The sequence below is a fragment of the Cryobacterium cheniae genome (genome assembly GCF_004403395.1).
In the GTDB taxonomy this organism is placed as follows: domain Bacteria; phylum Actinomycetota; class Actinomycetes; order Actinomycetales; family Microbacteriaceae; genus Cryobacterium; species Cryobacterium cheniae.
Window position 1 is genome coordinate 17,348 of record NZ_SOGN01000048.1, and the last position, 21,794, is coordinate 39,141.

At 68.1% G+C, this 21,794-nt stretch carries 23 protein-coding genes and 1 pseudogene; 3 read left to right on the forward strand and 21 right to left on the reverse strand.

The window, feature by feature from the left end:
• Positions 1-25 precede the first annotated feature (25 nt).
• The 3 genes from E3T23_RS11565 to E3T23_RS11575 all read right to left on the reverse strand — a co-directional run bounded on the left by E3T23_RS11565 (position 26) and on the right by E3T23_RS11575 (position 3,340).
• Positions 26-985, reverse strand: a complete 960-nt coding sequence (locus E3T23_RS11565) for an alpha-ketoacid dehydrogenase subunit beta (RefSeq protein ID WP_241977880.1) — start codon at positions 983-985, stop codon at positions 26-28.
• A gap of 119 nt (positions 986-1,104) precedes the next feature.
• On the reverse strand, positions 1,105-2,232 hold the full coding sequence (locus E3T23_RS11570; RefSeq protein WP_241977869.1) for a thiamine pyrophosphate-dependent dehydrogenase E1 component subunit alpha: 1,128 nt from the start codon (positions 2,230-2,232) through the stop codon (positions 1,105-1,107).
• 4 nt (positions 2,233-2,236) lie between these two features.
• The gene (locus tag E3T23_RS11575) at positions 2,237-3,340 is read right to left on the reverse strand and encodes a histidinol-phosphate transaminase (protein WP_134370526.1); all 1,104 of its coding nucleotides are present in this window, start codon (positions 3,338-3,340) and stop codon (positions 2,237-2,239) included.
• A gap of 100 nt (positions 3,341-3,440) precedes the next feature.
• Here E3T23_RS11575 and E3T23_RS11580 point away from each other — a divergent pair, with 100 nt between their 5' ends.
• Positions 3,441-3,833 (forward strand): phage holin family protein, encoded by a 393-nt coding sequence (locus tag E3T23_RS11580; protein ID WP_134370527.1) that lies wholly within the window; start codon positions 3,441-3,443, stop codon positions 3,831-3,833.
• Here the strand turns inward: E3T23_RS11580 and E3T23_RS11585 are convergent.
• Together E3T23_RS11585 and E3T23_RS11590 are read right to left on the reverse strand one after the other, a co-directional pair.
• Positions 3,828-5,369: a hypothetical protein gene (locus tag E3T23_RS11585; protein ID WP_134370528.1), complete on the reverse strand. Its 1,542-nt coding sequence runs from the start codon at positions 5,367-5,369 to the stop codon at positions 3,828-3,830. The genes E3T23_RS11580 and E3T23_RS11585 overlap by 6 nt on opposite strands.
• Positions 5,366-5,728 carry a hypothetical protein gene (locus E3T23_RS11590; RefSeq protein ID WP_134370529.1) on the reverse strand — a complete coding sequence of 121 codons (363 nt, stop codon included), beginning with the start codon at positions 5,726-5,728 and terminating at the stop codon, positions 5,366-5,368. Before E3T23_RS11590 ends, E3T23_RS11585 begins: the two co-directional genes overlap by 4 nt.
• 141 nt (positions 5,729-5,869) lie before the next feature.
• Between E3T23_RS11590 and E3T23_RS11595 the strand changes: the two genes are divergently transcribed.
• Both E3T23_RS11595 and purB read left to right on the forward strand, forming a co-directional pair.
• Entirely contained in the window at positions 5,870-6,397 is a 528-nt protein-coding gene (locus E3T23_RS11595) for a low molecular weight protein-tyrosine-phosphatase (protein ID WP_134370530.1), read from the forward strand.
• Positions 6,394-7,776: an adenylosuccinate lyase gene (purB, locus tag E3T23_RS11600; RefSeq protein ID WP_134370531.1), complete on the forward strand. Its 1,383-nt coding sequence runs from the start codon at positions 6,394-6,396 to the stop codon at positions 7,774-7,776. The genes E3T23_RS11595 and purB overlap by 4 nt, the downstream gene beginning before the upstream one ends.
• A 117-nt stretch (positions 7,777-7,893) precedes the next feature.
• Here the strand turns inward: purB and E3T23_RS11605 are convergent, their stop codons facing one another.
• The 16 genes and pseudogenes from E3T23_RS11605 to E3T23_RS11680 form a co-directional block, all read right to left on the reverse strand.
• Complete coding sequence (locus E3T23_RS11605; protein WP_134370532.1) at positions 7,894-8,133, reverse strand: ABC transporter ATP-binding protein; 240 nt, start codon at positions 8,131-8,133, stop codon at positions 7,894-7,896.
• On the reverse strand, positions 8,130-8,729 hold the full coding sequence (locus E3T23_RS11610; RefSeq protein WP_134370533.1) for an HdeD family acid-resistance protein: 600 nt from the start codon (positions 8,727-8,729) through the stop codon (positions 8,130-8,132). Before E3T23_RS11610 ends, E3T23_RS11605 begins: the two co-directional genes overlap by 4 nt.
• A gap of 88 nt (positions 8,730-8,817) precedes the next feature.
• Positions 8,818-10,080, reverse strand: coding sequence for a Dyp-type peroxidase (locus tag E3T23_RS11615; protein WP_134370534.1), 1,263 nt, complete (start codon positions 10,078-10,080; stop codon positions 8,818-8,820).
• Positions 10,080-10,622 carry a copper chaperone PCu(A)C gene (locus E3T23_RS11620; protein ID WP_134370535.1) on the reverse strand — a complete coding sequence of 181 codons (543 nt, stop codon included), beginning with the start codon at positions 10,620-10,622 and terminating at the stop codon, positions 10,080-10,082. Before E3T23_RS11620 ends, E3T23_RS11615 begins: the two co-directional genes overlap by 1 nt.
• 87 nt (positions 10,623-10,709) lie before the next feature.
• Positions 10,710-11,309: a copper resistance CopC family protein gene (locus E3T23_RS11625; protein ID WP_134370536.1), complete on the reverse strand. Its 600-nt coding sequence runs from the start codon at positions 11,307-11,309 to the stop codon at positions 10,710-10,712.
• A gap of 171 nt (positions 11,310-11,480) precedes the next feature.
• Entirely contained in the window at positions 11,481-12,098 is a 618-nt protein-coding gene (locus E3T23_RS11630; RefSeq protein ID WP_134370537.1) for a hypothetical protein, read from the reverse strand.
• 97 nt (positions 12,099-12,195) lie between these two features.
• The gene (locus tag E3T23_RS11635; protein WP_134370538.1) at positions 12,196-13,569 is read right to left on the reverse strand and encodes an NAD(P)(+) transhydrogenase (Re/Si-specific) subunit beta; all 1,374 of its coding nucleotides are present in this window, start codon (positions 13,567-13,569) and stop codon (positions 12,196-12,198) included.
• Positions 13,566-13,877: an NAD(P) transhydrogenase subunit alpha part 2 gene (locus tag E3T23_RS11640; RefSeq protein ID WP_134370539.1), complete on the reverse strand. Its 312-nt coding sequence runs from the start codon at positions 13,875-13,877 to the stop codon at positions 13,566-13,568. Before E3T23_RS11640 ends, E3T23_RS11635 begins: the two co-directional genes overlap by 4 nt.
• Positions 13,877-15,040 carry a Re/Si-specific NAD(P)(+) transhydrogenase subunit alpha gene (locus E3T23_RS11645; RefSeq protein WP_134370540.1) on the reverse strand — a complete coding sequence of 388 codons (1,164 nt, stop codon included), beginning with the start codon at positions 15,038-15,040 and terminating at the stop codon, positions 13,877-13,879. The genes E3T23_RS11640 and E3T23_RS11645 overlap by 1 nt, the downstream gene beginning before the upstream one ends.
• Positions 15,041-15,178: 138 nt before the next feature.
• On the reverse strand, positions 15,179-16,570 hold the full coding sequence (gene dnaB, locus E3T23_RS11650; protein ID WP_134370542.1) for a replicative DNA helicase: 1,392 nt from the start codon (positions 16,568-16,570) through the stop codon (positions 15,179-15,181).
• A 443-nt stretch (positions 16,571-17,013) separates the two neighbouring features.
• Positions 17,014-17,463, reverse strand: a complete 450-nt coding sequence (rplI, locus tag E3T23_RS11655; protein ID WP_134370543.1) for a 50S ribosomal protein L9 — start codon at positions 17,461-17,463, stop codon at positions 17,014-17,016.
• A gap of 8 nt (positions 17,464-17,471) precedes the next feature.
• On the reverse strand, positions 17,472-17,735 hold the full coding sequence (gene rpsR / locus E3T23_RS11660) for a 30S ribosomal protein S18 (protein WP_035835236.1): 264 nt from the start codon (positions 17,733-17,735) through the stop codon (positions 17,472-17,474).
• 54 nt (positions 17,736-17,789) lie between these two features.
• The gene (locus E3T23_RS11665; RefSeq protein WP_134370544.1) at positions 17,790-18,293 is read right to left on the reverse strand and encodes a single-stranded DNA-binding protein; all 504 of its coding nucleotides are present in this window, start codon (positions 18,291-18,293) and stop codon (positions 17,790-17,792) included.
• Between the two features lie 195 nt (positions 18,294-18,488).
• Positions 18,489-18,857, reverse strand: a pseudogene (gene rpsF / locus E3T23_RS15925) (30S ribosomal protein S6); the annotation flags it as partial.
• A 231-nt stretch (positions 18,858-19,088) separates the two neighbouring features.
• Positions 19,089-20,129, reverse strand: a complete 1,041-nt coding sequence (locus E3T23_RS11675; protein ID WP_134370548.1) for a hypothetical protein — start codon at positions 20,127-20,129, stop codon at positions 19,089-19,091.
• Between the two features lie 230 nt (positions 20,130-20,359).
• A complete protein-coding gene (locus tag E3T23_RS11680; RefSeq protein ID WP_134370549.1) occupies positions 20,360-21,790 on the reverse strand; it encodes a CCA tRNA nucleotidyltransferase in 1,431 nt (476 codons plus the stop codon).
• Between the last annotated feature and the right edge of the window lie 4 nt (positions 21,791-21,794).

Here is a 21,794-nt window from a genome sequence, read left to right on the forward strand (position 1 = left end):
GCGAGAATCCCGGGGCCGGGTCATATCAGTAGGAGAGAGCGCGGTCGATGGCCTCGAGGACACGGTCCGGACTGGGCAGGAAGTGCGTCTCGACGGCCGCCGGCGGGAACGGCGTATCGAAGCCGGAGACGCGCAGCACGGGAGCCTCGAGCAGGTAGAAGGCCTTTTCCATGACGGTGGCGGCGATCTCCGATCCGACGCTGACGAAGCCGTGGGCCTCCTGCGCGACGACCAGGTGACCGGTCTTCTCCACCGACGTGAGGATGGGGCCGTAGTCGATCGGCGAGATCGAGCGCAGGTCGATGACCTCGATGCTGGTTCCCTCCGCCGCCGCGAGGTCGGCGGCCTGCAGCAGAACGCTGACCATGGCGCCGTGGCCGACGACCGTCGCATCCGTGCCGCTTCGCACCACGCGGCTGGCGTGCAGGGGTGTGCCGCTCTCGGCGAGGTTCACCTCGCCCTTGGGCCAGTAACGACTCTTGGGCTCGAAGAAGATGACCGGGTCGTCCGAGGCGATGGCCTGCTGCATCATCCAGTAGGCGTCGTGCGGGTTCGACGGGCTGACCACGCGCAGGCCCGGTGTGTGCGCGAAGTACGTCTCCGGGCTCTCCTGGTGGTGCTCGATCGAGCCGATGTGGCCGCCGTAGGGAATGCGGATCACGACGGGCATGGACACGCCGCCCTCGTGCCGGTTCCGCATCCGGGCCAGTTGGCTGGTGATCTGGTCGAAACCGGGGAAGACGAAGCCGTCGAACTGGATCTCGCAGACCGGGCGGAAGCCGCGCAGGGCCAGGCCGATGGCCGTGCCGATGATGCCGGACTCGGCCAGCGGGGTGTCCAGCACGCGCTTGTCGCCGAATTCGGCGAACAGGCCCTCGGTGACGCGGAAGACCCCGCCCAGCGGGCCGATGTCCTCGCCCATCATCAGCACCCGGGGGTTGTCGCGCATGGCCTGGCGCAGGCCCGCGTTGAGGGCCTTGGTCATGGGAAGGGTCGCCGTGCCGGTGCCGGAGAGGACCCGCTCGGCGGTGGCGGGGGACGCCGTCGCCGGGGTCGCGGTGGTCGGCGTCGCCGGCCCGGTGGTGCTCGTCACGATCGTGTCACTCACGCGTCGCCTCCTTCGAAGGATGCCTCGTAGCGGTCGAGCCATGCCTTCTGTTCCTGGATCAGCGGGTGGGGTTCGGCGTAGACGTTGTCGAAGATGACGGCCTTCTCCGGGGAGTGGATGTCGAGGGCGCGACGGCGCACATCCGCGGCATAGTCATCGGCCTCCTCGTCGACGGCGTCGAGGAACTCCTGCTCGACGCCGAGGCCCTGCAGATGGCTGCGGAAGCGCACAATCGGGTCGCGGGCGACCCAGTAGGCGAGCTGCTCCGGGTCGCGGTACTTGGTGGGGTCGTCGGCCGTGGTGTGGGCGCCGACGCGGTAGGTCAGGGCCTCGATCAGGGCGGGGCCCTTTCCGGCGCGGGCGTCGTCGAGGTGCTTGGCCGTCACCGCGAAGCTGGCGAGCACGTCGTTGCCGTCGACCTGGGTGCCGGGCATCCCGAAGCCGGCGGCGCGCAGGTAGAGCGGCGTGCGGGACTGCCGGGTCACCGGCACCGAAATGGCCCAGTGGTTGTTCTGCAGGAAGAAGACCTGCGGGGTCTGGTAGCTGGCGGCGAAGACCAGCGCCTCGTTGGCGTCGCCCTGCGACGAGGCCCCGTCGCCGTAGTACACGATGACGGCCTGGTCGGTCTCGGGGTTGCCGGTCGCCGTCGCGCCGTCGAGTTGCATGCCCATCGCGTAGCCCGTGGCGTGCAGGGTCTGCGAGGCCAGCACGAGCGTGTAGAGGTGGAAGTTGCCGTGGTCCTCGGGGGTCCAGCCGCCGAGCGTGACGCCGCGCAGCATCCGCAGGATGTCGACGGGGTCGAGGCCTCGGATCATGCCGACGACGTGCTCGCGATAGGAGGGGAAGACGTGGTCCTGCGGCCGGGTCGCGTGGGCGGAGCCGACCTGGGCGGCCTCCTGGCCGTGGCTCGGCACCCAGAGGGCCAACTGGCCCTGACGCTGCAGGTTGGCGGCCTCGGTGTCGAAGCGGCGCACCACCACCATGTCGCGGTAGAACCGCCGGTAGTCGGCCTCGGTCAGTCGATCGAGGTAGGGCAGGAATTCGGCCGCGGAATCGCTCGGGGCGAAGACTCCCTCCGGGGAGAGCAGTCGCACCGTGGGAGAGGCGTTGGGGGTCGCTGACACCGTCCTAACCTAGCTTCCGGGCAGGGTGGCCCGGTGGTAGATCGTCCACAATGTCCGCGCAAATACCTAGGAGCTTCTCCACGGATTCTTCTTCACCGATCGAGATCCGGATGCCCTCGGGGAACGGTCGCACGATGAGACCGACGGCCGACAGGACGTCGGCGATGTCGGTGGTGTCCTGGGCGGTGGGCAGCCAGATGAAGTTGCCCTGGGGCGCGGGGATGCTCCACCCCTGTTCGCCCAGCAGGCGCCAGACCCGGTCGCGCCGCTCGGTCAGGGCGCGCACGCGCCGCATCAGCTGATCGGAGGCATCGAGGGAGGCGATCGCGGCCGCGACGGCCACGCCGGTGACCGAGAGCGGGATGGCGGTGGACCGCGCCGCGTCGAGCACGGCGACGGGTCCGAGGGCGTAGCCGACGCGCAGGCCGGCCAGGCCGTAGGCCTTGGAGAAGGTGCGGAGCACGACCAGGTTCGGGAACCGGGACAGCAGCGGCAGGCCGTTGACCGCCTCGGGGTCGGTGACGAATTCGCAGTAGGCCTCGTCGAGGATGACGAGGAGGTCTGACGGGACGACGGCCATGAACGATTCGAACTCGTCGGCGGTGACGATGGTGCCGGTCGGGTTGTTCGGGCTGCAGATGATCACGGCCCGGGTCTGCGCCGTGATGCGGGTGGCCATTTCGGGCAGGTCGTGGCCGTGGTCCGGGCGGTTCGGCACCTGCACGCTCGTGGCCCCGGCGACGGTGACCAGGCCGGGGTAGGCCTCGAAGGAGCGCCACGAGTAGAGCACCTCGTCGCCCGGTCCCGCGGCGGCGAGGATGAACTGGGCCAGGAGGGCCACGGAGCCGGCACCGACGTGCACCTCGTCGACGCTCCGGTCGAAACGCTCGGCCAGCCGCTCGCGCAGGGCCAGGGCCGAGGCATCCGGATAGCGGTTGAACGCGGTCTCGGCGTGCACGGCAGCGATGACGCCGGGCAGCGGATCGAACGGGTTCTCGTTGCTCGAGAGTTTGAACGCGCTGGCGGCGGCAGGTTGACCCTGCCGATAGGCCGGGAGGGCGACAATCTCGGGGCGCAGGCGGACCGAGGGCGGGTCTGATGGGCTCACCCGGCGAGTCTACGCCGCAGCATATTCACGTGGCCGCATAGCCATGCCCCGTCAGTGGCTCCTCCGTGCGCCCAGGGACCACCGATGCCATAGTTGGGGTATGGCCAGATTCCTGATCAAGCTGATCCTCAACTCCTTCGCCCTGTGGCTCACGACCCTGCTCGTCACCGGAGTCCGCGTGGAGCCCTACTCAGAGGGCACGATCCCCACCCTGGTCACCTACCTCTTGGTCGCACTGGTCTTCGGCTTCGTCAACAGCGTGGTCGGCGGCTTCGTGCGCGTCGTCGCGTTCCCGGTCTACCTCCTCACCCTCGGACTGATCTCCCTGATCGTGAATGGTTTCCTGCTGATGCTTGTGGCTTGGTTCTCGGATCTGGTCGGTTTCGGGCTCGTGGTCGACGACTTCTGGTGGGGCGTGCTCGGCGCCCTCGTGCTGGGCATCATCAGCTGGATCCTCGGCGTGCTGATCCGACCGGTCACCCCGCGCTCATAGCTCAGGTTCGTCGTTGGCCAGTCGGATGCCTCGCCACCGGGACGACTCGCCGGCTTCCGCGCCGAGGACCTCCCCCAGTGTCGCCCGGAACTCCTGCAATCGAGGCTCCGCGGAGCCGTCCATGAGCCGCCCGGTGTCCCGATAGGCGGTGAGGGCGTGGGCCGGCAGCGGCTGGTCGACGGGCACCGCCTTCTCAGCGAAGACCTCGCGTCGGACCGACAGCCGCTCATCGTCTCCGGTGGCCGTTCCCCCCAGCGCCGGGATGATGTCGTCGGTGTGCTCGACCGTGACGGCTACCACGTCTGCGGGCAGGGTCACCTGGGCGGTGAGACCACCGAAGGTTGCCACCGCGACGGTGTTGAAGTCCGCCGATGCCGCCAGTTGGGCCGCGACCAGCCCGCCCTGCGAATGGCCCACCGGCACCACCGGGTCACCCGGCGCCACCCCGGCCTCCCGCATGGCCTGCACGACCGCCCGGTAGGAACCGGCACCCTGGTCGGCGACGGCGGCGAGGTTGGAGGTCAGGTCCCACGGTTGTTCGCCGGCGACCGGGCTCCACGCCGCCGTCCCACCGATGTAGACCACCCAGGACGCGTCATCCGGCCCGCCGTAGCGCTCGATGCGCACCTGCGGGGCGTCATCCGACACCGAGGGGATGCGGTCGGCCAGATCCCCGAAACCGGTCGGCGGAGCCACGGGCCGGCTCGCGGGAGCGGCACCGGGCAGCGAGGCACCCGGATGCGGCGGGCCGAGGAGCGCACCAGGGTGCGGCGGGCCGAGGGGGCGGGCCGGGGCATCGATCCGCTCCACCGACACGGGAGTCTCGCGCAGCAGGCCGAGAGGTCGGGCAAGTCCGACCAGTCCTGCCGCGGACGTCGTCACACCGAGCAGGCCGAGACCCTCGTCGCCGAGAGCCAGGGACACCGGGACGGGCACACCGGCACGGCCGGCGGCCGCGTCGTCGGTCGAGGAGACCATCACCCGCACCGCGGCGACCAGGACGGGGTTGGTCAGTGCCCGCGGATGCGCCTGGAGCCAGCCGGCGACATCGGTCAACGCGTCTCCCGGGCGCCGACCGGTGAGCATCCCGCCGACCAGAAGCCCCACCGCCCCGACCGCCAATCCGGGAACGGCCGCCAAAGCCAGGAAGGGCGCCAGCAACCCCAGGGTGGAGCCCAGCCAGGCCCCGGACACGCTCGCGCCCCAGTCCCGCATCCGCTCGGCCCGGCCGTAGCCCTCCGCCGCCGAGATCAGCGCATCGGCGAGGGCCTGGCTGCGCTCCGCGACTCCGCCCAGGGCGCTCCGGGCCGCGTGCACGTTCATCCCGGCGCTGGGCAGGATCATCAGCGGACCCGCGGCCGGGTCGGAATCCAGCGATTGGATGCGCGCCAGCCGCGCCAGCCAGGCCTCGGCGTCGCCCTGCAGCAGCCGAAGCCGCGTCGCCTCGGCCAGCAGCGTGTCGGTGGCGACCAGGGTGCTCCCGCCGCCGGACACGGTCAGGATGTCGCCACTGTCACCGGGACCCTCCCCCGTCATTGCGGCCCCCGGGCCGGAACCCGGCCGGGTGCCGGGACCGCGTCCAGGTCAGCCCCGACCTGATCGATCGCGGCCACCACCTCGGTGAGGGCGGCGTCGAGGAGCCCCGCGGCCCGGCGCAGCTCCCCGGCCAGGTCGCTGCGCCGGCGGTCGTAGCCCCGCTGGGCGCCTGAGCGCCAGGAGCCGGTCAGGTCGCCGGCGGTGAGCCGGCCCGCAGCGTAGTCGACATCGTCGCGGAGCAGCCGCAGCAGCATCCGTCGCTGCCGGAGTTCGCCGAGGCGCCTTTCCAGCCCGTAGTTACTCAGGATCGTGTCGGTCAAGACCGTGCCGGTCACGATCGTGTCGCCCGGAATCCCCATGTCTGCCCTCCTGTGCGCTGCCGATTCGCTGCCAGTGAGCGTGCCACCCCCGGGCCGGACCGTCGCACCGAATCCGAGAGTTCACGGAATATGCCACCCGGAGGCGGCTGTGGAGGGGTGCCGGTGCAACAGAATGGGGAGATGAACTTTGCGTCGATCGCTCCCGATGAGTCGACACCGTTCCGCATTGTTTTCGTCTGCACCGGCAATATCTGCCGTTCACCGATGGCCGAGGTGATGCTGCGCGACCTGATCACCCGCTCGGGCCTGGGCCGTTTGATCACCACGAGCTCCGCCGGCACGGGCGACTGGCATGTCGGGGAGCAGGCCGATGTCCGCACGATCGCCGCCCTGGCCGCCCGCGGCTACGACGGCAGCCACCACCGGGCCCGTCAGTTCGACCCGGAATGGTTCCTCGACCTCGACCTCGTCGTGGTGCTCGACCGGGCGCAGGAACGCATCCTGCGCAATTGGGCCACGACCGACCGGGACCGCAGCAAGGTGCGACTGCTGCTCAGCTTCGATGCGGCCCAGGCGCCGCTGCTGGACGTTCCGGACCCCTACTATTCCGACGATGCCTTCTTTGGCACGGTTCTTGGCATGATTGAGAGCGCAAATGAAGCGCTCTTCGCGCAACTTGCACCCGCAATCCGACAGGGAGTCCGATGAGTCCGTTACCGCCCCAGGTCCTCAGCCCACTCGATGGCCGCTACCGCGCCGCCGTCACCGAATTGGGCGAGTACCTGTCCGAGGCAGGTCTCAACCGGGCCCGCGTGCGGGTCGAGGTGGAGTGGCTGATCACCCTCACCGACCGCAGCCTGTTCGGCTCCACGCCGCTGACCGCCGAGCAGAAGCTGGCCCTGCGCGCCCTCGTCACCGACTTCGGCCAGGCCGAGATCGACGAACTCGCCGTACTGGAAGCCACCACCCGGCACGACGTGAAGGCCGTCGAGTACCTCGTGCGCCGCCGCCTGACCACGCTGGGCCTCGACCACATCAGCGAACTCACCCACTTCGCCGCCACCAGCGAAGACATCAACAACCTGTCCTACGCGCTGACCGTGAGCGACGCCGTGCGCGAGGTCTGGCTGCCCAAGTTCCGCGCCGTGATCGGCGCCCTGCGCCTGCGCGCCCTCGAGTACCGCGCCGACTCCATGCTGGCCCGCACACACGGCCAACCGGCCACGCCCACCACCGTGGGCAAGGAGCTCGCGGTGTTCGTCTACCGGCTCGAACGCCTGGCGACACAGATCGACGGCAGCGAGTACCTGGGCAAGTTCAGCGGCGCCACCGGCACGTTCGCCGCCCACGTCGCGGCCGATCCCGCCGTCGACTGGCCGGCCGTGTCCCGCGGTTTCGTCGAGGGCCTCGGACTCACCTGGAACCCGCTGACCACCCAGATCGAGTCCCACGACTGGCAGGCCGAGCTCTACTCTCGCGTCTCCCACGCGAACCGGGTGCTGCACAACCTGGCGACGGATGTCTGGACCTACATTTCACTCGGCTACTTCCGCCAGATCCCGCAGGTCGGGGCCACGGGCTCATCGACCATGCCGCACAAGATCAACCCCATCCGCTTCGAGAACGCGGAGGCCAACCTCGAGCTGTCCAGCGCCATTCTCGACTCACTCGCGGCGACGCTGGTGACCTCGCGGCTGCAACGAGACCTGACCGACTCCACCACGCAGCGCAACATCGGGGTGGGCTTCGGGCACTCCCTGCTCGCCCTCGACAACATCGCGCGGGGCCTCGGCGAGATCGACATCGACCGTGCCATGCTCGCCCGAGACCTTGACGCGAATTGGGAGATCCTCGGCGAGGCGATCCAGACCGTGATCCGCGCCGAGGTGTCGGCGGGGCGCTCCACGATCGCGGACCCCTACGCCCTGCTCAAGGAACTCACCCGCGGCAAGCGCATCAACCGGGACGACCTGGTGGCCTTCGTCACCGGCCTGGAGATCGGCGACGCCGCCAAGGCGCGGCTGCTCGAGCTGACACCCGGCAGCTATGTGGGCCTCGCGGACCCGCTGCTCGACTACCTGCCGTAGCGGCTACGCGGGTGCTGCGCCGTTCCGCGCGTGGCGTGCCACCCGCGCGGCGGCGCAGCACCCGCGCACGCCCCGCGCACCGCCCAGGCGCGGTCGGCTTCGCTTCAGTGGCGCGGTCTACTCCTCGAGGTCGGACCGTTTGGCCGGGTTCGGCTTCATCCCGAGCATGAGCAGGGCGATCACGGCCAGCACGAGGATGAACGTGCCGCCGAACCCGATCAGCGCCAGCACCACGTCCCGGGTGCTCATCAGCACGACGAGGCCGAGGAACAGGGCCATCACGCCGGAGAATCCGACGAGTTCGATCGGCTTGAGCTTCTCGGAACGGCTGGGCTTGCGCGGGGTGTTCTGAGTCACAGGGTGTCCGAATCGTTGGGTGAGGCCGTGAGGGTGCGGGGGACATCCGTGCCGGCCCACTTGAGGGAGAGCCCGGCGATGGCGAGGTAGACGCCGAGCATCACGAGGTAGGCACCGAACAGGCCGACCGACACCACGGCGTTGGGCGGCAGCAGCAGGAAGATCACGGCCAGCAGGGCGGTGACGGCACCGACCAGCAGCCAGTCTCGGTCGGCCGGGTCGCGCCGACGCGCACGGATGCCACTGAACAGCTCGAGGAAACCGGTCACCGCCGCCCAGACGGAGACCAGGAAGAGGAAGAAGCCGAGCCCGCCGGCGTGGAAGATCACCGCGAGGAGGCCGGCGATGACGCCCACGGCACCCTGCACCAGGAAGAGGGAACGCTCCCGCGGGTCGGCCAGCGTGCCCCGGCTGAGCAGGCCCACCGTGAGGCCGCTGATCAGGGCGAAGGAGCCGAACATGTTCAGGCCGAATTCCGCGGAATGATCGGCGTTGAAGGTGATCGCGGCCGCCGGTACGAGGGCGATGACGGCGCGCAGCACCGGCACCAGCCAGTACCGGGCGGTGGTGGAGTGTGGAGCCTGGGCATTCGCCACGCGGCGACCTCTTTCATTGCGGATTCGAGACGGGTTCAGTCTACGCGGGCGGCCTCGGCCCTCCGCCGGGCCCGGGCGCCCGGCGAGGTCAGAACAGGGTGTCGCCGATATAGCCGTTCATCGTGCATCCCGGCGGAATCGCGAACACCGCGGAGCCGATCGGAGTGGTCCACTCATTGAGCAGGTCGAGGGTGTCGAGGCGCGTCTGGATGGGCACGAACTGCGCGTCGACATCCGCCTGGAAACTGGCGAACAGCAGGCCGGAGTTGGAAACCCCGCCCCCGGAGGGCGCGTCGTCGTAGTTGTAGCCGCGGCGCAGGATGCGCTGGGTCGTGTCCTCGGACCGGGCCCGGCGCAGGTGGGAGAACTCGGGGATGACCGGGAACCCGAGCGCGGTGGTCGCCGTGAAGTCGGGTTCGTCGCGCTCCCTTGTGCCCGTCAGTGGTGCGCCGGTGGCCAGTGTGCGCCCGATTGTGGACTCACGGCCCGAGCGGTCGAGCCCGTCCCATTTGTCCAGGTTCATGCTGATCCGCCGCAGGACGAAGCCGGTGCCTCCCACCATCCAGCGGGGACCGGAGGCCGTGTCCCAGACCAGGGCCTCGAAGTCGGTCGTGCCGGCAACGGGGTTCACGGTGCCATCCACCTGGCCGAACAGGTTGCGCATGGTGGTGCCGGGCTTCTCGGACCCGGCCGCACGGCGGAAGCCGGACTGGACCCAGCGCACCGTCGCGAAGGAACGCAGGTCCTTCAGAAGCATCCGGGTGGCATGGGCGACCGTCATCGGATCGTCGGCGGCGATCTGCAGCAGCAGGTCCCCGTCGTTCCACTCCGGCTGGAGCCGGTCGATCGTGAACGCGGGCAGGGGCTTCAGCCAGCCGGGAGCCAGTCCCCCGGCGACGGCGACGAGGCTGGGCCCGAAACCGAAGGTGACCGTCAGCCGTGCAGGCACGACGCCGAGCTCGGGTTCGGAGTCGGCCAGGGCGGCCTCTCCCTGGGTGAGCCGGGCGGCGTCGTCGGTCAGGATGCGCATCATGCGTCTGAGTGCGGCCCGGTCGACATCCGCGAGCAGGTTGAGGGCCACGAACGTGACCCGCGACTGCGCTTCGGTATCGACGCCGGCCTGGTGCACCCCGAAGAAGGGTACGGTATCGGTGCCGCTGACGAGAGGCGCCGGCGGGGGCGCGGACCCGCCGCTCCCGGTCTTGGCGACGAGGTCGACGCCGATGGCACCTGCGGCACCGATCCCCGCGGCCGCACCACCCAGGAGGAGATGGCGGCGGCTGAGCCGGCGGCCGGGCCCGGCCGCCGGCCCCGGCTGTTCGCGCTTGTCGTGCTCTGGATCGAGGCTCACTAGTTGTCGGCGTCCATATCCATCTCGGTGCCACCCTCGTACGTTTCGTTGGCGCCGGTGTAGTCCTTCACCGGTGCGGAGAACTCAAGGGTCGACCCGTCGTCGAGGGACAGGGTGAAGGTGGTCTCATCGCCGGCCGTCAGGGGGCCGGTGAGCCCCATCAGCATGATGTGGTTGCTGCCCGGGGCGAGCTCGATGGAGCCGCCGGCCGGGACCACGAAACCGCCCGGCTTCTCCTGCATGACCATGTCACCGGCGTCGTTGGCGACGGTTTCGTGCAGTTCGATCTTCGAGGCCGCGGTCGTCTCGGCCGAGACGACGGTGATGTCGGCGCTGCCGGAGTTCGCGAGCAGGCCGAAGGCGCCGGTCATGCCGGACTCGTTCGCCTTGACCCAGGCATCCGTCATGGTCAGGGTGTCGGCCGAGGTGGCGCTTTCGGTCGTCGCTGCGGGCGTTTCGGTCGCGCCGGCGCAGCCCGACAGGGCGAGGATCAGTGCGGCGGCGGTTACGGCGAGGCGGGTGGGAGCGGTGGTGAGCTTCATGAGAGGTTCTCCTGGTGTGCGTGGTGGCGTGATCGGGAAACAGTGCGGTGTATCAGGTGCTTCAGGTGCTTCAGGTGCTTCAGGTTTTTACGGGTTGCGGCGGTGCCGGGCACGCCAGAGAGTGAACAGGGCGAAGACGGTGAGCCCGCCCACGGCGCCGAGGAGGCCCACCACGACCAGTGGAAGGCCTTGTCCGGCGGTGTCCTCTTCCAAGGCGGCGGATGTCGCATCGCCGTCGCGAGGCGGGTCGGCCGTCGCGGTCGCACCCGCGGTCTCCTGCGGCCCGGGTTCGGCCACGGCTCCGACGGTGAAGGCGAAGGTGCCCGACACCGGGTGCCCGTCGGCGGAGACGACCCGCCAGCGAACGTCGTAGGCACCGTCGGGCAGGTCCGCTGCCACGGGCTGGGTGGCCTGCGCCCCGTCGACCCGCATGTCGCCTTCGGCCCAGTTCTCGTCCTCGGCGTCGACGACCATGACGATGGCGCCGAGCTCGAGGATGTCGTCCGTGAACGTGATGGCGATCTCGGTGGGAGCGACGTCGACCTGCTCTCCGTCGGTCGGCACGGTCAACAACACCGCGTCGTGCGCGTTCGCCGCGGGAGCCGTCGGGCCGAGAATGGACAGAGCGATCACGATCAAGGTCAGGATTGCGGCTGCTGCCGAGCGTCGCTGTGGGGCAAGAGTCATCGAAGTCTCCGATAGGTGGCGGGCGAGTGGTGCGGCGGTGGATGACGCGGGAATACCGGGCACGGTCGTGCCGGTCGTCCCGCGGCCGGGCGCGCAGACGCCGGACCGCACCGAGTGCGACCGAAATTGTTCGGGCGGGCGTCAGAGGGTTCGTGGGTCAGAGCGCAGGGGTCAGAGGGCCGGTCCGCGCAGGGGTGGACCGCGCCGCAGCACACTCGAGAGCAGCACGCCGAGATCCTCCGGCACGAAGACCTGGCGGAAGGCCGAGCGCAGCGCCGCCGCATTCGCGCTGACCGGGGCCGGAACAAGGCGTTCGATCAGGACCGCGATGAGACGGTTCGTCGTCTCCTCGAGCAGAGCCCGGAAAGTCTTCTCACCGCGATACAGTGCGGCGATCGTGACGACAGCGGCGAGAGCGTGCGCCACCCACATCCAGGCGCCCGACAGGGAGCCGGTCGTCGCGTGCATCAGGTGCGGGGCCGCCGCGTCGGCCAGGGTGACCGCGCCATGATGGGACGTGCTCGTCATCGTCACGCTGGAGGTCCCGCCGAGACCGAACAGGAAGTGCAGCAGAAGCTGGCTGACCCCGACGGAGAGGGACAGGCGCAGCAGCGACAGGCTCTTTCCGGTCAGGAAAACGGACGCGATCCCCGCGAAGGCGAGGGCCAGTCCCACGCTGAGCCAGCCGGGAGCGTTGCCGCCGGCGGCCAGGTGCGACAGGGCGGCGACGAAGACGGCAACGGATGCGGTCAGCCAGCCGCGACCGAATCGCGCCCACCTGCTCGTCATGGCTCTCCCTCGCACCCGGACCGCCCCGATCGGGGTTGAATCCCTGACTGAACCCTACCGCCCGGACCTGTGCGCCGGGACCGGGCGGCGGTCAGATTCAGAGCGCGTTGACCGCGCCGAGCACCTTGGTGAGCGAGTCCTTGGCGTCGCCGAACAGCAGCGTCGTCTTCGGGTCGTAGAGCAGCTCGTTCTCGATGCCGGCGAAACCGGGACGCATGGACCGTTTGAGGAACACCACCTGCCGGGCCTCACCGACGTCGAGGATCGGCATGCCGTAGATCGGCGAGCCGGGTGACGTCTTCGCGGCCGGGTTGACCACGTCGTTGGCACCGACGACGAGGGCGACATCCGTGTTCTTGAATTCGGGGTTGACCTCGGCCATTTCCTTGAGCGCCTCGTAGGGCACATTCGCCTCGGCGAGGAGAACGTTCATGTGCCCGGGCATGCGTCCGGCCACCGGGTGGATGGCGAAGACGACCTCGACCCCACGCGCCTCGAGGGTCGTGGCGAGTTCGGCGATTGTGTGCTGGCCCTGCGCCACGGCGAGGCCGTAGCCGGGCACGATGACCACGCGCTGGGCGTAGTTGAGCAGCACGGCGACGTCTTCCGCGTTGGAGCTGCGCACGGGCCGGTCGCTTTGCGTGGTCGATCCGGCGGTGGAACCGCCCTTGAAGGCCCCGAACAGGATCCCGCTCACGCCCCGCCCCATGGCGGATGCCATGGCCCTGGTCAGGATCGTGCCGCTGGCACCCACGAGGGTGCCGGCGACCACGAGGAGCAGGTTGCCGAGCACGATGCCGGAGGCCGCGACCGCCAGGCCGGTGAAGGCGTTGAGCAGGGAGATCACGATCGGCACGTCCGCCCCTCCGACGGGGAGGACCAGCAACGCGCCGACGAGCAGCCCCAGCACGAGCAGGGCGATGGCCCAGCCGGCCGCACCGGTGGCGACGACGAAGCCTCCGGCGATGAGGGCCGCCAGAACGACGCCGCCCATCACGATCGCGAGGCCGGGAAAGATGAGCGGTCGTGAACTGATCAGTCCCTGAAGCTTGCCGACGGTGACCGCGGAACCGGAGAACGAGACGGCGCCGATGAGCATCGTGAAGACGACCGCGACCTTGCTCCCCAGGCTGTCGCTGCTGCCGAGTTCCAGCACGGCGACCAGCGCGGCGGCGCCGCCGCCCACCCCGTTGAAGAGCGCGACGAGCTGGGGCATCTGCGTCATCTCCACCCGCCGCGAGATGGGGGCGGCGATCGCCGACCCCACCGCGATGGCGATCAGGATGAACGGGATGTTCTCGATCCGCGCGGAGAGGAAGACCGTGATCACGGCCAGCAGCGCGCCGGCGGCTCCGATCAGGTTGCCGCGGCGGGCGGTCTTCGGAGAGGAGAGTCCCCGCAGGGCGAGGATGAAGCAGACCGCGGCGATCAGGTAGAGCAGACCGGTCCACTCGGGGGTGAGCAGGCTCATTTCTTCGCGTCCTTCGGGTCGGCGCCGGCCGGTTTGCGGGGGGCGAACATTTTGAGCATCCGGTCGGTCACGACGAAGCCGCCGACAAGGTTCGCGGTGGCCAACACCACGGCGAGCAGGGCGACCGCGAGCAGCCACGGCTCGAGGGTCTGCCCAGCCACGATGATGGCGCCGATCAGGATGATGCCGTGGATGGCGTTGGCCCCGCTCATCAGCGGAGTGTGCAGCGTGCTCGAGACCTTAGAGACGACCTCGAAACCGACGAAGACCGCCAGTACGACGACGGTCAGCAGGGTGATCGGATCCATCAGTTTTCTCCTGTCCCGGCTGCGGCCGCGGAAATGGCCGCGGCCGTCGGTTCGTGCCGGATGGTGCCGTCATGGGTCAGACAGGCCCCGGCCACGACCTCGTCCGTGAAGTCGGGCGTCACCTGGCCGTCGCGAGTCATCAACGCGAGCAGGTTGGCCACGTTCTTGGCGAAGAGCCGTGAGGCGTCCGCGGGCATCGTGGATGGGGCATCCTTCATGCCGACCAGCGTCACGGTGCCGTCACCGGCCCGGGTGGGCACCGGCGTGTCCCGGCCGGCGACGACGCCCTCGACGTTCCCGCCGGTCTCGGCGGCCAGGTCGATCACCACCGAGCCCGGGCGCATCGCGGCCACCATGTCGTGGGTGACGAGCAGCGGCGCCGCGCGGCCGGGGATGGCCGCCGTGGTGATCATCACGTCGGCGGCGGCCACGTAGGGCGCAAGCAGGTCGCGCTGACGCACGGCGCGGTCCTCGCTCAGTTCGCGGGCGTAGCCGCCCGTGCCTTCGACGGCGTCCAGGTCGAGGTTCACGAAGGTGCCGCCCATGGAGGTCACCTCATCGGCCGAGGCCGGGCGCACGTCGTAGGCCGAGACCCGGGCGCCGAGGCGCTTGGCCGTGGCGATGGCCTGCAGTCCGGCCACACCGGCGCCGAGCACGAGCACGCGGGCCGGTGGAATGGTGCCGGCCGCGGTCATGTAGAGCGGGAAGAAGCGGGGGAAGCGGATGGCGGCCTCGAGCACCACCCGGTAGCCGGAGACGAGCGACTGGGAGGTGAGCGCGTCCATCGACTGCGCGCGCGAGATGCGCGGGACCAGCTCGAGGGCGAAGGCCGTCACGCCGGCCGCGGCCAGGGCGGAGACGGTGGCCGGCTCGGAGGCCGGCGACGCCAGGCCGACCGTGACGGTCCCGGGACGGAGAGTGGCGGCGGACTCCGGGGCGAGGGGGCGCACGTGGCAGTAGACGTCGAGGTCGCCCGCGTTCAGGTGCGGCACGACGGTGGCACCGGCATCCGTGTAGGCGGCGTCGCCGTGGCCGGACGCGATGCCGGCGCCGGACTCGACCTGAACCTCGAGTCCGAGGGCCGTGAGCTGGGTCACTGTCTCGGGAGTCGCCGCAACGCGGCGCTCACCGGGCAGAGGTTCTCGTCTGATGCCGACTCTCACGCGCATGTCTCCTTTGTGGCGACCGGCCACGAGCGAAAACGGACCGTTCCGTACGCTTGCGCGGCACTTTCATCCCCGTTCGTAGCGTAGTGGGGTTCGGGTGCCACCCGGAGAATATGACCGGTCGACGGCGGGGCGCTACGCGCCCGGCACCATGTCCGCGAAGCGGGAGTAGTGGCCGTGGAACGCGACCGTGACGGTGCGGGTGGGGCCGTTGCGGTGCTTGGCGACGATCAGGTCGGCCTCGCCGGCGCGCGGATTGTCTTTTTCGTACGCGCTCTCGCGGTGCAGCAGGATGACCATGTCGGCGTCCTGCTCGAGCGAACCGGACTCGCGCAGGTCGGAGATGGCCGGCATCTTGTCGGCGCGCTGCTCGGGACCACGGTTGAGCTGGGAGAGGGCGATGACGGGAACCTGCAGCTCCTTGGCCATCAGCTTGAGCGCGCGGGAGAACTCGCTGACCTCCTGCTGGCGGGATTCGACCTTCTTGCCTGACGTCATCAGCTGCAGATAGTCGATGATGACCATTTTCAGGCCGACGCGCTGCTTCAGCCGGCGGCATTTGGCCCGGATCTCGACCAGGGTCATGTTGGGGCTGTCGTCGATGTAGAGCGGGGCGTCGTTGATTCGGCCGCGGGTGGCGGCGATGGTGGTCCAGTCGCGCGCGTCCACGGCGCCCTTGCGCATGCTCTGTAGGGGTACGGATGCCTCGGCCGCGAGCAGTCTCATCGCGATTTCGCTGCGCCCCATTTCCAGGGAGAAGAAGATGCTGGGCATGTCGTGCTTGATCGAGGCGGCCCGGGCGAAGTCGAGGGCGAGGGTGGACTTACCCAGGGCGGGACGCGCCGCCACGATGATCAGCTGGCCGGGGTGGAAGCCGTTGGTGAGCTCATCCATGTCGGCGAAACCGGTCGGAACACCCGTCATCTGGCCGTCTTTGAGTTTTGCCGCCTCGATCTCCTCGATCGCGGCGGTGACCGCGTCCGTCAGCGGAACGTAGTCTTCGGTTTCACTGCCGCCCGTGACGGCGTAGACCTCGGCCTGGGCGGTGTTGACCAGGTCGAGCACCTCGCCCTCGCCGGAGTAGCCCATCTGGGCGATGCGGGTGCCGACCTCGACGAGGCGTCGGAGGAGGGCCCGCTCGGCGACGATCGAGGAATAGAAACCGGCGTTGGCCGCCGTCGGCACGAGACTGGTGAGCGTGTGCAGGTAGTCGGCGCCGCCGGCCCGGGACAGTTCGCCGAGTTTGGTGAGCTCGTCGGTGACGGCGATGACGTCGGTCGGCTCGCCCTGGGCGTAGAGCGACAGGATCGCGTCGAAGATGATCTCGTGCTTGGGGATGTAGAAGTCCGCGGCGCGCACGGTCTCGACGACGTCGGCGACGGCATCCTTGCTCAGCATCATGCCGCCGAGCGCGCTCTGCTCGGCGAGGAGGTCGTGCGGGAGTGTGCGCTCGGTGTGCCGGGCTTCCAGTCCACCGCGCGAGTCCGCCCCGCGCTTGTCGGCCATACCCAAGTGGGAGATCGACACTCGTGCCTCCTTTATTCCTGGTGCAGTTCTATCAGGGCCCTCCGACATCGCCGCCGAACCCTGTGCACACCTCGATTGCGGCCGCGTGCCCACCCTACGTACCCGGTTCGGTGGACAACAAACCACCCTGTGGATAAGCCTGTGGAAAATCTGCGCGAAACGCCGTGTGTCTTGTGCACAAGCTGTGGAATCAACTGTGGACAACTTAAGTTTTCTCGCACGTAAATAGATTCTGATCAGTGTTTAATTCTATTCACAGCCGTGTGCAGAAAACGTGTTTCAAGTTCGCGTTGAACCTTGGCGAGGTGTGGGTAAACCTGTGTACAGCGCCTCATGTTCGGCGCCCGAAATCACCCCCGGTTGGGTGTGCGCCATCGCTTAAACAGGTGTAGCGGTGGATTCCTTTCGGAACCCACCGCTACCCGAGCGTAAAGCTGTGATGCTTACTTGGCAGCTACCACCAGCAGGGTGATGGTCGCGCTCAGCTCGTCGCGAAGACGAACCGTTGCCTGGTGCTCACCAGTCATCTTGATCGGGCTGAGCTCGATCTTGCGCTTGTCGAGGGCACCGAGACCGGCTGCGGCAACTGCATCCGCAACATCCGTCGTCTTGACGGAGCCGAAGAGGCGTCCGCCTTCGCCGGCCTTGACGACCAGCTTGACCTTGGCGTTCTCGAGTGCAGCCTTCAGGGCCTGCGCCTCTTCGAGGGTGGCGTGCTCGCGGGCTACGCGGGCGGCCTTGATCTGCTGAATCTGCTTCTCGCCACCGCGAGTCCAGGACACAGCGAATCCCTGTGGGTAGAGGTAGTTGCGGGCGTACCCGTTCTTGACGTCGACGATGTCACCGGGTGCACCGAGGCCTGAGACCTCGTGCGTCAGAATGATTTTTGACATGAGGTGTCCTACCTGCCTGAACCGGCGTAGGGCAGCAGCGCCATTTCGCGAGCGTTCTTGACGGCGCGGGCGATGAGACGCTGCTCCTGAACGGAAACACCGGTGATGCGACGGGCGCGGATCTTTCCACGCTCGGAGATGAACTTACGGAGGGTGGGGACATCCTTGTAATCGATGACACCAACCCGGATCGACTTCGCGGGAGCGGCGTTCTTGCCACCCTTAGCTCCGCGGAGCGGCTTGCGGCGGTCGCCGCTCGACTTTCCAGCCATGATTTCCTTACTTTCTTAAGAAGTGTTTTCAGCCAAGAGCCTGAAGGGCTCGGCTTAGAAGGGTGTCTCGTCGCTGAAGTTGCCCGGAGTGTTCCAGACATCTCCGCCGGTGTTCGCGGCGGGAGCGCTGGCAGCCCAGGGCTCGTCGTTTCCGGCAACGGCAGGTGCGCCGCCGCCACGAGGAGATGACGATGACTGCGCTCGAGTGAGCTGAGCGGTGGCGTATTTCAGCGAAGGACCGATTTCATCGATCTCGAGCTCCATGCTCGTTCGCTTCTCGCCTTCCTTCGTCTCATACGAACGCTGCTTGAGACGCCCGGTAGCGATGACACGGGTACCCTTGGTCAGCGAACCGGCCACGTGCTCGGCGAATTCACGCCAAACGCTCGCGCGCAGGAAGAGCGACTCGCCATCTTTCCACTCACTGGTCGCACGATCGAAATTGCGCGGAGTGGATGCGATGGTGAAGTTGGCAACCGCCAGCCCGTTCTGCGTGTAACGCAGCTCCGGATCGCTGGTGAGGTTGCCCACCACGGTAATTACGGTCTCGCCGGCCACAGGCTACTTGTCGCTTGCCTTGTCGGCGGACTCAGCCGGGGCGGGAGCAACAGCTTCTGCCGGGGCAGGAGCGTCGACAACCGGGGCTTCGACCTTGGCCGGAGCAGCCTTGACCGCGGCGGCAGCAGCTGCCGATGCGGGCTTCACAGACGCGGCGACCTTGGCGGTCGGGGCGGCAGCGGCGGCTTCAGCCTTCGCAGCGATTACCTTCGGGTTGGCTGCCTTGCGGGCGGCCTTCTCGGCGGCAAGCTTGCTTGCGACGGCAACCTGGGCAATGCCTTCTTCTGCGCGAAGAACCTTGGTGCGCATGACGGCTTCCGACAGCTTCAGCTGGCGGTCGAGCTCGGCCGTGGCAGAAGCGTTCGCGGTGAAGTCGACAACGGCGTAGATGCCTTCGGACTTCTTGTTGATCTCGTAAGCGAGACGGCGGCGACCCCAAACGTCAACCTTGTCAATCGTTCCACCATCGTTGCGAACAACGTTGAGGAACTTGTCAAGGCTGGGAGCTACGGTGCGCTCATCGATCTCGGGATCGAGGATAACCATCAACTCGTACTGATGCATGACTAACCCACCTCCTTCGGACTAAACGGCTGCAGAATCTCTGCAACAGGAGGGTTGTGCATGTGTTGAACGCGGAGGCCGGGAATCCGGCGCACAGACAACCTGCCAAGACTACCGGATGCGACGGCCCTCCGCCACCGTCCCCGCCCGCTCACCCGTTTGGCGCACTCTTTGCCGCGGACGCCATCACCGTTGTCGCGAGAATCGCCGAATGTGCCGATCATCGCCGTTCTATCGGCGATTCTGGGCACGAACGGCGACATTCACTTCTCCGACAGGACGTTTCCCCGGTTCGGGACGCAACCCCGCGGCAAGAAGAAGCCTTAGCAAGCTCTCCCGGCGCAGCGCCACCGACCAGATCCATCGCGCCATTCCGTGCCCGGTCCCGCGGAGCCGGTCCTCGCGGAGCTTTTCCGACCAAACGACTTCTTCAATGGTGCGCCCGCTCATGAAGGCATCCCGCGTGTATTTGACTTTGCCGTCGAATTCGCCGAGGAGGCGGTGCGTGCGGGTCTCCTGTTTCCGTACCCACCGGAAGTCCGTGATGTCTTCTTGCCTGTCCTCGTGCACGAAGGAGACTTGCAGTTCTGGGGGCGGGAATCCGCACAGATGAATCTGTCCCCGGCTGAGGGACTCGCCCACCGAACCCGAACGATTGTCACAGAAGGCAATGGCGATCCGAGCGGTTCGTGCCCCACGCGTGGGTCCATCGGAGTCGAGTCGATCGAGCAGGATGTCGCGGTCGATCCCGAACGCGGCCCTGCCATTCGGCAGGATGAACTGAGGTTTCGTTCCCTGATCGAGCGCGGCGACCGCTGACAGGAATCCCACCGTTCGCGCCATATCGATCAGGGTACGCAGGAGACTCGTGACAAGCATCCCATCGATCTCCACGACATCCTGGTCGGGCAGTCGATCGTGGTGCCAGGTCACCCCGTTCTTCGAGTGCACGCCGGTTTTACCGTTCGCCATGAGGTGGACCTCGTCGGGCCATCGGCCGATGATGGGCAGGCCCCACAGGACAGCAGCCGATTGGTGGGAATAGACAGGCTGAGACTTTCTGGTGGCCCCCACAGCGCGCATACGCAGGAAGTACCGATCGCGATCGCTTATCGTGTCCCAGCCGGTCGCGTCGACGGCAACGCCACGCCGCAGGCGAACCGCTTGACCGGAGCCGACCAACCGCTGAACAGGGCGCCCATCGCTGCCGAGAAGCCGAGCGTCACGACCGAGATTCAGTGGCCGCCAGTCATGCGGGGAGTCAGGATTCATAGCCCCATGCTGGTGGTGCGGCCCACTTTCTCCGATCGCAATGGCGGCTCCTGTGGCCCAAATCGACGGCGGACGACCTGTGGAGGGATAGTCGTAAATCCCCTCGCGCAGTTCCACTGGTTCTCGAATGTCGCCGATTCAACCGAGAGTCGCCACCCGCTTGGCTACTCTCGGCACAAACAGCGAGCCTCGGCGAAACGGCAGCGCGGCGACGAGCCCGTTGAGCGCACCTACCGCCCGCGCTCGGCCCACCAGGAGGTCAGGCGGCGCGTGGCCTCTTCCTCACCGAGCGGCCCGTCATCCAGTCGCTGCTCGAGCAGGTAACGGTACGCCTCGCCGACCTCGCGGCCCGGCCCCACACCGAGCACGGCCATGATCTGCTCACCGTCGAGATCCGGGCGCACGGCCGCCATCTCTTCCTGTTCGGCGAGTTCCTTGATGCGCTGTTCCAGGTCGTCGTAAGCGAAGCCGAGCCGGTCCGCTTTGCGGCGGTTGCGGGTGGTGACATCCGCGCGGGTCAGGATGTGCAGTCGCTCGAGCTGGTCGCCGGCGTCCCGCACGTAGCGCCGCACCGCGGAGTCCGTCCAGGCGCCCTCGGTGTAGCCGAAGAAGCGCAGGTGCAGTTCGGTCAGGCGTGCCACGGCGGAAATCGTGTCGTTGTCGAAACGGAGGGCACGCAGCCGTTTCTTTGCGAGCTTCGCGCCGACCAGGTCGTGGTGATAGAAGCTGACCACTCCGCCCGGCTCAAGCCTGCGGGTCCCGGGCTTGCCGATGTCGTGCAACAGCGCCGCCAATCGCACGATCAGGTCGGGACCGTCGAAGCTGCCGCGGGATTTCTCGTAGCCGATGGCCTGATCCAGCACCGTCAACGTGTGCTGGTAGACGTCCTTATGGTGGTGGTGCTCATCGACCTCGAGTCGGAGGGCGGGAATCTCCGGCATCACCCGGTCGCAGAGCCCGGAATCCACCAGCAGCTCGATCCCGACATGCGGGTCGTCCGCACACAGCAGCTTCGAAAGCTCGTCTCCGATGCGTTCGGCCGAGATATTACGGATGCGGTCCGCCATCGCTTCCATCGCTTCCGCGGTGTCGACGTCGAGCGTGAATCCGAGCTGGGCCGTGAACCGGGCCGCCCGCATCATGCGGAGCGGGTCATCGCCGAACGAAATCTCCGGGGAGATCGGCGTGCGCAGAACACCGGCCAGGAGATCGTCGATACCGTTCGCCGGGTCAACCAGAGTCAGTCCCGGCAGACGCAGGGCCAGCGCGTTCACCGTGAAATCGCGGCGCAGCAGGTCATCCTCGAGGCGGTGACCGAAAACCACCTCGGGTTTGCGGGTCTGACCGTCGTAACTATCGGACCGGTAGGTGGTGATCTCCACCTTTTCGCCGGCGATCCTGGCACCGATCGTGCCGAAAGCGCGTCCGATGTCCCAGTGCGCATCCGAGATCGGCTTCACGATTTGCAGGATCTGGTCCGGCGTGGCACTCGTCGTGAAATCAAGGTCGTTGATCGGCCGGTCGAGGAACGCGTCGCGGACTGGACCGCCGACCAGGGCCAGTTCATGCCCGGATTCATGGAACGCGGTCGCCAGTCGGGAAACGGTCGGGGTGGCAGCCAGGTCACCCAGCCGCGTGAGGGCTGTCGCAACGCTCTGCATGACC